Here is a 13,901-nt window from a genome sequence, read left to right on the forward strand (position 1 = left end):
GTAACGATGGCCGGTTGCGGACCACCGGATATCAGCCACTGATCGTCGCTCATCGGCCGCGGGCCGACTTCCGGCCCCCAGCCACGGCCTCCCGCACCTCCGGTCACGGCTACCGGCCTTCCGCCTCCGGACGAGGCGCGGCCTCCGGTGTGCGGCAGCCACCAGCCGAGGGACGACGCGCGGCGGCCCATGCCCGTACGGCAGACGGCTACCGGTCCGGCTCGGGGTCCTTCAGCCAGTTCACCAGCTCCGCCGAGAACGCCACCGGATCCTCTTCGTGCGGGAAGTGACCGAGGCCGTCGAACAGCCGCCAGCGGTACGGCGCTTCCACGTACTCGCCCGAGCCCGCGGCGCTCCGGGTCCGCATCGCCGGGTCCAGAGAGCCGTGCAGATGCAGCGTCGGCACCCGTACCGGCCGTTTCATCCGGCGGTTGAACTGGATTCCGTCGGGCCGTGCCATCGACCGGACCATCCACCGGTACGGCTCGATCGAGCAGTGCGCCGTCGAGGGGATGCTCATCGCCCGCCGGTAGGCGTCCAGCGCGAACTCGTCCGGCGGCTTGGGGCCGGACCACTCCTGGATCAGCTCGCCCACCAGCGCCGCGTCGTCCGCGACGAGCCGGCGCTCCGGCAGCCACGGCCGCTGGAAGCCCCAGACGTACGCCCCCGCGCGCGTCTGCGAGAAGTCGGAGAGCATGGCCGAGCGCCAGCGCCGGGGATGCGGCATCGAGGAGACCGCGAGCCTGCGCACCAGCTTCGGCCGCATCACCGCCGCCGTCCAGGCCAGATAGCCACCCAGGTCATGACCGACGAGCGCCGCGTCCGGCTCCCCGAGCGAGCGCACCACCCCGGTGATGTCGAGCGCGAGGTTGGCGGGGTCGTAACCCCTGGGCGTACGGTCGCTGCCGCCCACGCCCCGCAGATCCATCGCCACCGCCCGGAACCCCGCCTCCGCGAGCGCCGGCAGCTGATGCCGCCAGGTCCACCAGAACTGCGGGAAGCCGTGCAGGAACAGCACCAGCGGTCCATCGCCCATTTCGGCGATGTGGAAGCGCGCGCCGTTGGCCGCCACGTCGCGATGGGTCCAGGGACCGTCGATGCGTACGGGGCTTCCGGTACCGGTATCAGGGGCCGTCATGTTCACGAGCGTGCCACACGGATGCCCCTCGTGTTCGCCGACGCCCGTCCGGCCGGTCGGGGCCGGATCGCCTTACGAGCCCGTACAGGACGGCTACGGGAAACCGGCACGGGAAACCGGAACGGGAATCGCGCGGGACGCGTGCCCACGCCGTACTCCCGCGTGTTCACCCGCCATTATTCGGCCCCGCCCGATGTTCACCGGTTCGTGTTCACCGGTTGGTGTTCACCGCTTCGTGAGCGCCGGGGGCTCGATCGCGAGCTGCTTCTGCGGTGTACGGGGACGCGGTTTGACGGTCTGGAGTACGGCCGCCGTCTCCTTGGCCGAGGCGATGGACTTCTCCGGCGGCTTGACCTGCTTGAACTTGGCGCGGGCCAGTAGCGCCAGCAGCCCCGCCAGCAGCAGAAACGCGACGCCCACGATCAGGAACGACCAGGCGAGGCCGAGCCCCAGATTGTGAATCCCGTACGCCGCCGCGAAGCTGAGCACCGGGAGGGAGAACAGGCCGAACACACCCGCGATGCCGATGGCGATTCCGCCCGTCGCACCGCGCTTGACGTCCTGCCGCAGTTCCGCTTTCGCCAGGGCGATTTCATCGTGCACCAGTCCGGACATCTCGGCGGTCGCCGAGGCAACCAGCTCGCCGAGGCTACGCTCGGCGCTGCTGCCGGGGTCGCTCATCGCTGTTCCCTCTCCTCTGAGGTCTCTCCTGAGGTCCGACACTTCATCTGAACGCGTCATTCCCGCAGCTGCTGAATGATCTGGACCAACGCAATCAACTGATCACCAAAGTCTGACATCAGATCATGCCGGACCTTGGCCATCCGCGCGCGACGCCCCCGCGACTTCCGCGAGACGGCGGTGCTCGGCCGCCTTCTTCTCGTAGATGGCCGCCATCCGCAAGTGGTACGCGGGATTGTCCTGCTCGTAGACGTCGGGGATGCCGTCCTGGTCCTCGTCGCGTTCCTCGTCGTCGCAGAGCGCCCGATAGGTGCGTACGCGCAGCTTGAGCAGCACTCCGGCCAGTACGGCGGCGATCAGCGAGCCCATCAGCACCGCGGCCTTGATCTCGTCCGTGAGCGCCGGGTCGTCGGCGAAGGCGAGTTCGCCGATCAGAAGCGAGACGGTGAAGCCGATTCCGGCGAGGGTGGCGACGGCGAAGACGTCGGGCCAGGCCAGTTCCTCGTTCAGCTCCGCGCGGGTGAAGCGGGCCGTCAGCCAGGTGCCGCAGAAGACGCCGACGGCCTTGCCGACCACCAGCCCGAGGACGACTCCGAGGGTCTCGGGCTGGGTGAAGACACCGCCGATGGCCTTGCCGGAGAGGGAGACACCGGCCGAGAAGAGCGCGAACAGCGGCACGGCGAAGCCCGCGGAGACGGGGCGTACCAGATGCTCGATGTGTTCGCCGGGGGAGCGGTCCTCGCCGTCGCGGCGGTGGCAGCGGAGCATCAGGCCCATGGCGACACCGGCGATGGTGGCGTGGACACCGCTGTTGTACATCAGCCCCCAGATAGTGAGGGCCAGCGGGACGTAGACGTACCAGCCCCGGACGCCCTTTCTGAGCAGCACCCAGAAGACGACGAGGCCGATGACCGCGCCGCCGAGCGCGGCGAAGTTCAGATCGCTCGTGAAGAAGATCGCGATGATCAGGATCGCGAAAAGGTCGTCGACGACGGCGAGCGTGAGCAGGAACGCGCGCAGCGCGGACGGCAGCGAGGTGCCGATGACCGCGAGAACGGCCAGTGCGAAGGCGATGTCCGTGGCGGTGGGGACCGCCCAGCCGCCTGTGTCGCCGCCGCCGACCGTGGTGACGACGAGATAGACGAGTGCGGGCACCGCCATGCCGCAGATCGCGGCGATGACGGGGAGCGCGGCGGCGCGGCGGTCGCGCAGCTCACCGGCGACCAGCTCGCGCTTCAGCTCGATGCCGGCGACGAAGAAGAAGATCGCGAGCAGTCCGTCGGCGGCCCAGTGCTGGACGGACAGGTCCAGGCCGAGGGACTCCGGGCCTATGTGGAAGGACCGCACGGACTCGTAACTGTCGCCCAGCGGGGTGTTCGCCCAGATCAGCGCGGCGATCGCGGCGACTAGGAGCAGTACGCCGCCCACGGTCTCGGTCCGCAGCGCATCCGCCACGAACGTCCGTTCGGGCAGGGAGAGGCGTCCGAGGAATTTACGGGGGCTGGGCGCGGGCATGTCGGGAAACCTCCGGTCGGTCGGGCAGCGCGTAGCACATGCCGACCAGACTTCCCGGCGCACCTAGGTCTTCTTGTCGCGTCCTTGACGCGGCCATTACCTTACCCAAGGTACGCACATGGTTATCCGGCTGCCTCCACTTTAGGGCGTCGCGGACATCGGGCACGTTGAACGCGGAACGGGCATCCGGTCGATCGCACCGGATGCCCGTACACGCTTCAGTCGCCGCTCGCCGCTCGCCGCCCGCTCGCTTGCCGCACGTCGGCTGTCTGGCCGCCTGCCGGCTCTCAGCCGGTCGGCTGCCTGCCGACTGTCGAATGCCGACAGCCGCTCTGGGAGATCAGTCCTCGGAGGCAGCGCCCGGCAGGCGGGACTGGATCAGGTCCATCACCGAGGAGTCGGTGAGGGTGGTGACATCGCCCATCTGGCGGTTCTCCGCCACATCGCGCAGCAGCCGCCGCATGATCTTGCCGGAGCGGGTCTTCGGCAGCTCGGCCACGGGCAGGATCCGCTTCGGCTTCGCGATCGGCCCGAGGGTGGCGCCTACGTGGTTGCGCAGCTCCGCAACCAGACCTTCGTCCTCGGACGCCGTGCCGCGCAGGATGACGAACGCCACGATCGCCTGACCGGTCGTCTCATCGGTGGCGCCAACGACCGCCGCCTCGGCGACCTTGGGGTGCGAGACCAGCGCGGACTCGACCTCGGTGGTCGAGATGTTGTGGCCCGAGACGAGCATGACGTCGTCGACCCGGCCGAGGAGCCAGATGTCGCCGTCCTCGTCCTTCTTCGCACCGTCGCCCGCGAAGTAGCGCCCTTCGAAGCGTGACCAGTAGGTGTCGAGGAACCGCTGGTCGTCGCCCCAGATGGTGCGCAGCATGGCGGGCCACGGCTCCGTGAGGACGAGATAGCCGCCTCCGCCGTTCGGGACCTCGGCGGCCTCGTCGTCGACGACGGTCGCGGAGATGCCGGGCAGCGCGCGCTGCGCGGAGCCGGGCTTGGTCTCGGTGACACCCGGCAGCGGTGCGATCATCATCGCGCCGGTCTCGGTCTGCCACCAGGTGTCCACGATGGGCGTCTTGCCCGCGCCGATGTGCTCCCGGTACCAGATCCACGCCTCCGGGTTGATCGGCTCACCGACCGAGCCGAGGACGCGCAGGCTGGACAGGTCGAACTTGGCGGGGATGTCGTCGCCCCACTTCATGAACGTACGGATCGCGGTCGGAGCCGTGTAGAGCAGCGTGACGCCGTACTTCTGCACGATCTCCCAGAACCGACCCTGGTGCGGGGTGTCGGGCGTGCCCTCGTACATGACCTGCGTCGCACCGTTGGCCAGCGGCCCGTACACGATGTACGAGTGGCCGGTCACCCAGCCGATGTCGGCGGTGCACCAGTAGACGTCCGACTCCGGCTTGAGGTCGAAGACGGCGTGGTGGGTGTACGCGGTCTGGGTGAGGTAGCCGCCGGAGGTGTGCAGGATGCCCTTCGGCTTACCGGTGGTGCCGGAGGTGTAGAGGATGAACAGCGGATGCTCGGCCTCGAACGCCTCGGGGGTGTGCTCGGTGGACTGGCGGTCGACGATGTCGTGCCACCACACGTCCCGCCCCTCGGTGACGGCCGTGTCCTCGCCCGTACGCCGTACGACCAGCACATGCTCGATCTGCGGACACTTGGCGACGGCCTCGTCGATCGCGGGCTTCAGCGCGCTCGGCTTGCCACGCCGGTAGCCGCCGTCGGCGGTGATGACGAGCTTGGCGTCGGCGTCCTGGATACGGGAGGCGACGGCGTCGGCGGAGAAGCCGCCGAAGACCACCGAGTGGGCCGCTCCGATACGGGCGCAGGCCAGCATCGCCACCACGGCCTCGGGGATCATCGGCAGATAGACGGCGACCCGGTCGCCCTTGGTGACCCCCAGCTCGGTGAGAGCGTTCGCCGCGCGTGAGACCTCGTCCTTGAGCTCCGCGTAGGTGATGGACCGGCTGTCGCCGGGCTCGCCCTCGAAGTGGATCGCGACGCGATCGCCGTTTCCGGCCTCGACGTGACGGTCGACACAGTTGTACGCGACATTCAGCTTCCCGTCCGCGAACCACTTCGCGAAGGGCGGGTTGCTCCAGTCGAGGGTCTCGGTCGGCTCGGTGGCCCATGTGAGCCTCCGCGCCTGCTCGGCCCAGAAGCCAAGCCTGTCCGCCTTGGCCTGCTCATACGCCTCCGCCGTGACATTGGCGTTCGCGGCCAGCTCGGCGGGCGGCGCGAACCGCCGCTCCTCACGAAGCAGGTTGGCCAGGCTTTCGTTGCTCACGACATCTCCCTTTCCCAGGGCGTCCTATGTGCCTATGTATCCCAGGCCATAGCTCACCAGCCGAAGGGCCGGGTGACAAGTGCCTTCCGGTAAATGGTTTAGACCTTTCGAGGTTTGACCGGCGGAGACTCGGGAGCTATGGGCGGCCCCTCTTTCCCGGGCGGCGGGAACGAGGGGCCATACCTTCCCACGGACAGCGCGAAGGATCGGTTCAGCCACATTCGCCGAGATCTGTCCCCGGCCGGTTCCCGGCTTGCTCCGACTCTGCCCGGCGCCCTGCCCTGCCGCCCAGCCGGGACACCTGTTCCCGGCTTGTTCCGGACCCGCTCGGGGCTTGTCCTCGGCCGGTTCCCGGCCTGGTCCCGGCTTGCTCCGGCCCGGTCCGCCCTCTGGGATCCTGCTCGGGGCCTTCCTCGGTACCTGTTCCGGAGCTGCGCCGGGCCCGCGAGCGTGGGACGCGGACCCGGCACGGTGAGGGGACGAGCCCGTGAGCGTGGGACGGGCCCTGCGGGCCGGCTCGGGCGCGAGGTTCACCCGCGCCCGACGGCGGGCGGACGGCGATCTCTCAGGCGCTGGATCCGGCGCCTCGCCGACCGTCTTCCGGTTGCCCGTTCACACCAAGGACTGCGCCAGGGGCGACCCCGAGGGCACGACCCGGTCGAAGACCGCGTCGAACGCGAGCTCGTCGCTGCTCGCGAGCAGATACGCCTGGGCCTCCCCGACGTGGAAGTACATGCCGTGCAGCTCAAGCGTGCCTTCGGCAAGCCGCCGGGCGACCGATTCATGGGCGCGCAGATGCTCCAGCTGCTGCACCACATTGGTCAGGCAGAGCTGTTCCATCGCATCGGCGGGCAGCCGCCCGGAGATCCTCGCCCAGGAACGGTGCCGGCTCCCCATCCGCTCCAGGCTCGGCAGTCCATGCCGCAGCCATCGCCACAACGGGGTCTGCCCTTCGGCGAGCGGAGTGCTCAGCAGCGCTTGCATCGCGCCACAGCCCGAGTGCCCGCAAATAGTGATTGATCCCACTTCCAGCACGTCGACGGCGTACTCGATGGCCGCCGCCACCGAGTCCTCACCGCTCTCCGCGCCCGGCAGAGGCACCAGATTGCCCAAATTGCGCACGGTGAACAGATCGCCGGGACCGCTGGCCGTGATCATGCTGGTGACCAGCCGGGAGTCGGCGCAGGTGAGGAAGAGCTGTGAAGGGCGCTGTCCGTCCCGGGCCAGTCGCGCCAGCTCGTCCCGTACCAGCGGAGCGGTATTGCGCTGGAAGGAGCTGACACCGTTCGCGAGCCGGTGTGCCGTGCTGGGCTCGGGCCGGTCGTCGCAGTGATGGTTGCGCCATGGCGTCCAGGGCCGGCAGCAGCCGTGTGTCTCCGAGGCGGGCTCGCTGATACGTCCCCCGGACCGGCCGGTGAACTCCACCGTCCCGCCCCTCGCCACATGCGACGACTGCCAGTCGTGCAGCGCCTCGTAGGCGGCATGATCCATGAAGGACCCGTCCAGCTCGACGACACAGTGGGAGTCCTGGGGCACGAGCCCCAGTGCCCTGGTCAGCCGGGGAACGGCGAGGAACGTCAACTGGCCGCGGACCCGCACCCGGTGCACGCCCTCGTGCTGCTCCTCGGTGATCCGGGTCCTGGTCAGCCGGTGCAGGGCGACGGCGACCGCCACCGCGATCCCGATGACGACGCCCTCCAGCACCCCGGTGGCGACGACGGAGCCCAGCGTCACCGCGTACACCAGCATCTCGCGGTTCCGTCGGACGGTGCGCATATGCGTGAGGCTGACCATCTGGATGCCGACGAACATCACCAGCGCGGCGAGCGCGGCCAGCGGAATCAGATCGAGCACGGATACCAGCAGCAGCGCCGCGAGCACGATCCACAGGCCGTGGAGCATGGTGGAGTGGCGGCTCACCGCCCCCGCGGAGACATTCGCCGAACTGCGCACGGCCACCCCGGTGATGGGCAGCCCGCCCAGCGCGCCGGAGACCACATTGGCCGCGCCCTGTCCGGCCAGCTCCCGGTCCAGATCGGCGCGCGGAATGCGTACGTCCGGCGGGTCTTTGCGGGCTGCGACCAGTTTGTCGACGGCCACCGCCGACAGGAGCGACTCCACACTGCCGACCAGGGTGATGGTCAGGACCGCGGCGATCAGGCCGAGCACCGGACCCTCGGGCATCGCGGGCAGTGCGTGGCTGGACCACGAAGGAAGATCGACGCGCGGGAGCTGGAGCGCGGCCACCACCGCCAGTGCGGTCGCCGTCGTCACCGCGGCGAGCGCGGCCGGGACCTTCCGGAGGATCCGGCCCGTGCGCCCGGGGATGCGCGGCCAGATCAGCAGCACGGCGATGGTCAGAGCACTGGCCGAGACCGCGTCCGTGTGGAGGCTGGTGAGCTGGGCGGGCAGCGCCTGGATGTTGTCCAGGGCGGAGCTCTGCGGGGTGCCGCCGAGCACGATGTGGAGTTGTGCCAGGGCGATGGTGACGCCGATGCCGGCGAGCATCCCGTGCACGATCGCCGGGCTCACGGCGAGGGCCGAACGTGCCACCCGCAGGGCGGCGAGCCCGAGTTGGGCGAATCCGGCGAGGACGGTGATGGCGCAGGTGATGCGCCAGCCGTACTGCTGGATCAGATCGGCGGTGACGACGGTGAGTCCCGCCGCCGGGCCGCTCACCTGGAGCGGGGACCCGCCGAACCGGCCGACGACGAGGCCGCCGACGGCCGCCGCCACCAGCCCGGCCTGAAGGGGGGCGCCGGTGGCGAGTGCGATGCCGAGGGAGAGCGGCAGCGCGATCAGGAACACGGAGACCGACGCGGAGAAATCGGTGCTCGCGATGCGGAAGCGGCGGCTGCCGCTTCCGCCGGGTGGGGGGCTGTGTGGTCGGCCCTGACGGGTCTTGCGGGGTCTGCGGGGCTTTCGGGATTTTTCGGGTGGGGTGTCGGTGCGGGTGGGGACGCAGGCGGACATGGTTCCCGTCTCCTCCGGGGCAGCGCGGTCGCGGAAAGTGGGGGGACGCGGCCGTGGGTCACGGCGTGCAGCGGCGGGATCATCAACTCTCAGTAAATTGATCGTAATGGAGAGTAAAGATCGAGTGGGAACCGGCCAGGCAAATAGGGCAATCTTTCACTCATTCCAGTGATTAGTGCGGTTTTATGCGGCCCGTCGCACATCTCTCTCCGCTATGCAATGCGACCTTTTCGATTCGGTTCATGCCGGTCGTAAAAGCGCAAGGTCGTATGAAAGTTGGTGGGCGGATGAAGGCCGTCACAAAACGGGTCGCCGTCGGCGCGGTCGCCACGGCACTGATCGTGGGACTGGCGGGCTGCTCAGGCTCCTCTGGCCAGGAAGCGAAGGAAGCAAAAGAACCGAAGGAAGCCAGGGAAGTCGCGCCCAAGGGCGAGAAGGGGCCCGCCCCCAAGGTCATGCCACAGCTCATCGGCGACGGCTCCACCTCGTTCACCGGGGCCCAGCCCGGCCAGCTCAAGCCGGAACGGCTGAAGCCCGGTCAGAAGCCGCCGCAGTTCGTGGTGTTCTCATGGGACGGGGCCGGTGAGGACAGCCAGAAGCTGTTCTCCCACTTCCGCAAGGTCGGCAAGAAGTACGACATGACCATGACCTACTTCCTCAGCGGCGTCTACGTTCTCCCTGAGAACAAGGCGTCCCTCTACCGTCCGCCGAAGCACGCCGCCGGCCGTTCCGACATCGGTTTCAACGACACCGAGGGCATCAAGAACACCGTGCGGGAACTGCGCGGCGCCTGGCTGGAGGGCAATGAGATCGGCACCCACCTCAACGGCCACTTCTGCGGCAAGGACGGCGGCGGGGACTGGTCCGTCGACGAGTGGAAGAGCGAGATCGGCCAGGCCAAGACCTTCGTGAAGAACTGGAAGACGAATTCCGGTCTGACGGCCGAGCAGCCGTTGCCGTTCGACTACGACAAGGAACTCATCGGTGCCCGCACCCCCTGTCTGGAGGGCCGGACGAACTTCGTGAAGGCCGCCTCCCAGCTGGGCTTCCGCTATGACACCAGCGGCGTCAACAACCAGGTCTGGCCCAAGAAGGACTCCGGCATCTGGGATCTGTCGCTCCAGATGGTCCCGTTTCCGGGCCGAGCCTTCGAGACCCTGTCGATGGACTACAACTTCATGGTCAACCAGTCCGGGACGGTCAAGGGCGACCCCGCCCAGCACCAGTACTGGGGCAACCAGATGCGTGACGGTCTCGTGCGGGCCTTCGACCGCTCCTACACCGGGAACCGGGCCCCGCTGATCATCGGCAACCACTTCGAGTCCTGGAACGGCGGCACGTACATGCGCGCCATCGAGGAAACGATCGCCACCGTCTGTGTGAAGGAGGACGTGAAGTGCGTGTCCTTCAAGCAGCTCGCGGACTGGCTCGACGCCCAGGATCCGCAGGTCCTGGCGAAACTGCGCACACTCAAGATCGGCCAGACGCCGAACGGGGGCTGGTCGACCCTCTTCGACGTGCAGCCGGCGGGTGCGGCCGGCCAGCCCGCCCAGCCTTCGGCCGAGCCGACGACGTCCCCCGAGGGTGAACCGTCGGCGAGCCCCGAGGCCGATCCGACGTCGGGCTCTGAAGGCGTACCGTCGGCGGGCTCCGAGGGCGTACCGGAGACCGGGCCCGGCACCGGGTCCGAGTCCGGGAAGCAGCCCGAGTCCCTCACCGGTTCGGGCGCCGAGTCCGAGGCATCACCGGCGACGGACCCCGGGAGCGCGCCGGAGGCCAGGAATCCCGTTCAGCCCCGGCAGGTCGACTGACACGGCCGAGCCCCCGTCCCGGCCGTGCGGTCCGCGGCCTCGGCCGTCCCGTCCGGAGTCAGGCCGGAAGCGGAGCGCTGACGTCCGCGGCCCACTCCCCGAGTACGAAGGCGGGGTCGACCTGCGCTGCCAGGTCGACCCCCGTCTTCGCGTTCCCCCAGCTCTCCGCGTTCTTCAGATGGAAGTGCACCATCTGACGCGTGTACCGCTCCCAGTCGCGCCGCTCGTACATGTCCTCCGCCGCGTCCTGGAGCGTCTGGAGCGACATCCGGTTCTCCGCCTCCAGCAGCTCGAAGCGCTGCGGCCGACCCTTCTCCATCGCCTTCACCCAGTCGGAGTGCCCGACGGTGACGAGCAGGTCCTCGCCGACCTCGTCCCGTAGGAAGTCCAGGTCGTCCCGGCTCTGCACCTTGTTGCCGACGACCTTCAGCGTGACGCCGAAGTCCCGGGCGTACTCCTTGTACTGGCGGTAGACGGAGACGCCCTTGCGGGTCGGCTCGGCCACCAGGAACGTCATGTCGAAGCGGGTGAACATCCCGGAGGCGAAGGAGTCGGAGCCGGCGGTCATATCGACCACCACGTACTCGTCGGGCCCGTCCACCATGTGGTTGAGGCACAGCTCCACCGCGCCGACCTTGGAGTGGTAGCAGGCGACCCCGAGATCCGAATCGGTGAAGGGGCCGGTCGCCATGAGACGGATGTCCTCGTCGTCGAGGCGGACCGTACGCGCACAGGCGTCGTAGACCGGGTTGTTCTCCTGAACGCGCAGCAGCCGGGACCCCTCGCCGGGAGGCGTGGTCTTGATCATCGTCTCGGCGGACGCGATCCGGGGATTGGAACCCCGCAGATAGTCCTTGATCAGCGGCAGATGCGCGCCCATGGCGGGCATCGCGGCGGCCTCGGCGTCGTCGAGCCCGAGTGCGGCCCCCAGGTGCTGATTGATGTCCGCGTCCACCGCGACGACAGGGGCTTCATTGGCGGCCAGATGGCGGATGAAGAGCGAGGACAGCGTGGTCTTGCCGCTGCCGCCCTTCCCTACGAAAGCGATCTTCATGTTCATCTACGGTAGCGGTTCGATCGCCGAGGATGGCCTAGGTGCGTGAAGAAGACCACTCCAAGGTGGGGTGTGCACCGAGGGCGCGTAGCCTCGCTGCCTATGAGCACGAACGCCACTCCCGCCTCGTCCGCCTCGCCGGACGACCCGCTCGCGGCTCTCGGCGCGCTGCCGGGTGTCGCCGACTCCGTGGACTCCGTACGCAAGGCGGTGGACCGCGTCTACGGGCACCGGATCATGCGCAGACGGAGCAACGAGATCACCGCGGAGGCGGCCCTGCGCGGGGCGCGCGGCTCGGCGGCGCTCTCCGGCGCGGACTGGGCTCTGGAGGAGGTCCGCAGGCGCACCGACTTCAGCAGTGACCCCGAGGCCCGGACGCTCGGTGCCGCCCTGCGCCTCACGGCCGAGGCCGGTCAACTTCTCTCCGTCTGGCGGCAGTCGCCGCAGCGCGTGCTGGCGAGGCTGCATCTGGTCGCGGCGGGCGGGGTCGGGGACGACGAGACCGTGGGCCGTCCGAGACTGGCGGGTGAGACGGTCACCGAGCCGCTGATCGAGGCCCCGCTGCCGGACGTGGCCGAGATGAACGGCCGGCTGGAGGGTCTGACCGGGCTGATCGTCGAGGGCGGTTCCGCCCCGGCGCTGGTGAGCGCGGCCGTGGTGCACGGCGAACTGCTGGCGCTGCGCCCCTTCGGTTCGTACAACGGCCTGGTCGCGCGTGCCGCCGAGCGGATCGTCCTGATCGGCAGCGGGCTCGATCCGAAGGCGATCTGCCCTGCGGAGGTCGGGCACGCCGAGCAGGGCAGGGCGGCGTATGCGGCGGCCTTCGACGGGTATCTGTCGGGGACCCCCCAGGGCATGGCCGCGTGGATCGCGTACTGCGGTCGTTCGGTGGAACTGGGGGTCCGGGAGTCGACCGCGGTCTGCGAGGCGCTTCAGCGCGGGGCCGCCTGACGGTGCCTCGGGTTCCCTCGGCCGTCGGCGCGGCGGTTTTCCGCCGACTGCCTCGGCTGTCTGCTTCTTCCCGACTGCTTCCGGCGTGATTTTCCCCGGGTGGTCGCGCCGCGACTCGGCCGGGGACTCCACCTGGGCCTCGATGGGGGCTCCGCTGGCTGGCGGTCAGCCAATGGGCCGGGCGGGCTTCGGTGGGCAGGCGGTCAGAGGCTGAACAGGGTTGCGGCGGTACCGGAATTGGTACCGCCGCTGGCATGTCCACCGAGTTACCAAGCGTCCTCGAACTTATGCCCATCAGGCCGGGAACTTCAGCCCGTAACCTGGTGCGGCTGGCCCGTATTCGACGGGTCGACGTCGCGTGGGTGCTCAGTTTCCATGCTCGGTCCGTGGGGCCTTCTTGCGTGTATTAGGTGATCCTTTCGGATGTCCTTGGTCTCGCGGGCCGTTGAATCCTTTGTACTCCAGCGCACAGGGAAGCGGAAGCCCTCCCTGCACTTCTTTACTTTTAGGTTCAAATACGGGCGAGATGCTCCAGGGTCTGGCCGATGGCCCGCGACGCTCCTGTCCGAGCCGCGGCGTTCCTCCGGCGGCTGGCGTACCAGACGAGGCCCGCGGTCGCGGCGGCCGCGCCCACGGCCGCGGCCGCCACCAGCGCGGGGCGCGGTGGCAGGGAGAAGGCGGGCAGCCGCTGCTTCAGCCGAACCGGCCGGTTGAAGACGAGAATCGGCCAGTCCCGCGCGGTCGCCTCACGTCGCAGCGCGCGATCCGGATTCACGGCGTACGGATGACCGACGGATTCCAGCATCGGCACATCGGTGACGGAGTCGCTGTAGGCAAAGCAGCGCGAAAGGTCGTATCCCTCGGACTCCGCCAGTTCCGCGATGGCTTCCGCTTTCGTCGGCCCGTATGCGTAGTACTCCACTTCGCCGGTGAAGCAGCCGTCGTCGCCGACGACCATGCGTGTAGCCACCACCCGGTCCGCGCCGAGAAGCTCGCCGATCGGCTCGACCACCTCCGCGCCCGAGGTGGAGACGATGACGACATCGCGGCCCGCGGTGTGATGTTCCTCGATGAGGGACGCGGCCTCGTCGTAGATGATCGGGTCGATCAGATCGTGAAGGGTCTCGGCGACGATCTCCTTCACCTGCTGGACGTTCCAGCCCTTGCAGAGAGCGGAGAGGTACTCGCGCATCCGCTCCATCTGATCGTGGTCGGCGCCGCCGGCGAGAAACACGAACTGGGCATAGGCGGTGCGCAGTACGGCCCGGCGGTTGATCAGACCGCCTTGGTAGAAGGACTTGCTGAAGGTCAGCGTCGAGGACTTCGCAATGACCGTCTTGTCCAGGTCAAAGAACGCGGCTGTGCGAGGCAAGGAGTGGTTTTCCACGAGCAGAGCATAGGTGGCCGCCATTCGGCGTACGCTGGGGCGTGTGGGTTTGCCTGAGAAGGCTCTCGGGTACACCATGGAAGTCACGGATCGTT

At 68.8% G+C, this 13,901-nt stretch carries 9 protein-coding genes; 2 read left to right on the forward strand and 7 right to left on the reverse strand.

The window, feature by feature from the left end:
• Positions 1-208: 208 nt before the first annotated feature.
• The 5 genes from ACWEFL_RS16805 to ACWEFL_RS16825 form a co-directional block, all read right to left on the reverse strand.
• Positions 209-1,138, reverse strand: a complete 930-nt coding sequence (locus ACWEFL_RS16805; RefSeq protein WP_451712699.1) for an alpha/beta fold hydrolase — start codon at positions 1,136-1,138, stop codon at positions 209-211.
• A 225-nt stretch (positions 1,139-1,363) separates the two neighbouring features.
• Positions 1,364-1,819 (reverse strand): phage holin family protein, encoded by a 456-nt coding sequence (locus ACWEFL_RS16810; protein WP_451712701.1) that lies wholly within the window; start codon positions 1,817-1,819, stop codon positions 1,364-1,366.
• A 123-nt stretch (positions 1,820-1,942) separates the two neighbouring features.
• Entirely contained in the window at positions 1,943-3,334 is a 1,392-nt protein-coding gene (gene nhaA, locus ACWEFL_RS16815; RefSeq protein ID WP_451712704.1) for a Na+/H+ antiporter NhaA, read from the reverse strand.
• A 340-nt stretch (positions 3,335-3,674) separates the two neighbouring features.
• Positions 3,675-5,630 carry an acetate--CoA ligase gene (acs, locus tag ACWEFL_RS16820; RefSeq protein ID WP_451712706.1) on the reverse strand — a complete coding sequence of 652 codons (1,956 nt, stop codon included), beginning with the start codon at positions 5,628-5,630 and terminating at the stop codon, positions 3,675-3,677.
• A gap of 612 nt (positions 5,631-6,242) precedes the next feature.
• Positions 6,243-8,603, reverse strand: a complete 2,361-nt coding sequence (locus tag ACWEFL_RS16825; RefSeq protein ID WP_451712709.1) for a bifunctional SulP family inorganic anion transporter/carbonic anhydrase — start codon at positions 8,601-8,603, stop codon at positions 6,243-6,245.
• Between the two features lie 287 nt (positions 8,604-8,890).
• Between ACWEFL_RS16825 and ACWEFL_RS16830 the strand changes: the two genes are divergently transcribed.
• A complete protein-coding gene (locus ACWEFL_RS16830; RefSeq protein WP_451712711.1) occupies positions 8,891-10,414 on the forward strand; it encodes a hypothetical protein in 1,524 nt (507 codons plus the stop codon).
• A gap of 58 nt (positions 10,415-10,472) precedes the next feature.
• Here the strand turns inward: ACWEFL_RS16830 and ACWEFL_RS16835 are convergent, their stop codons facing one another.
• Complete coding sequence (locus ACWEFL_RS16835; RefSeq protein ID WP_451712713.1) at positions 10,473-11,468, reverse strand: ATP-binding protein; 996 nt, start codon at positions 11,466-11,468, stop codon at positions 10,473-10,475.
• A gap of 102 nt (positions 11,469-11,570) precedes the next feature.
• On the opposite strand from ACWEFL_RS16835, the gene ACWEFL_RS16840 reads away from it, so the two are divergent.
• A complete protein-coding gene (locus ACWEFL_RS16840) occupies positions 11,571-12,419 on the forward strand; it encodes an oxidoreductase (protein ID WP_451712715.1) in 849 nt (282 codons plus the stop codon).
• 511 nt (positions 12,420-12,930) lie between these two features.
• On the opposite strand, the gene ACWEFL_RS16845 is transcribed toward ACWEFL_RS16840, so the two are convergent.
• Positions 12,931-13,830: an HAD family hydrolase gene (locus ACWEFL_RS16845; protein WP_451712718.1), complete on the reverse strand. Its 900-nt coding sequence runs from the start codon at positions 13,828-13,830 to the stop codon at positions 12,931-12,933.
• Positions 13,831-13,901: the final 71 nt, after the last annotated feature.

The sequence above is a fragment of the Streptomyces sp. NPDC004838 genome (assembly GCF_053600955.1).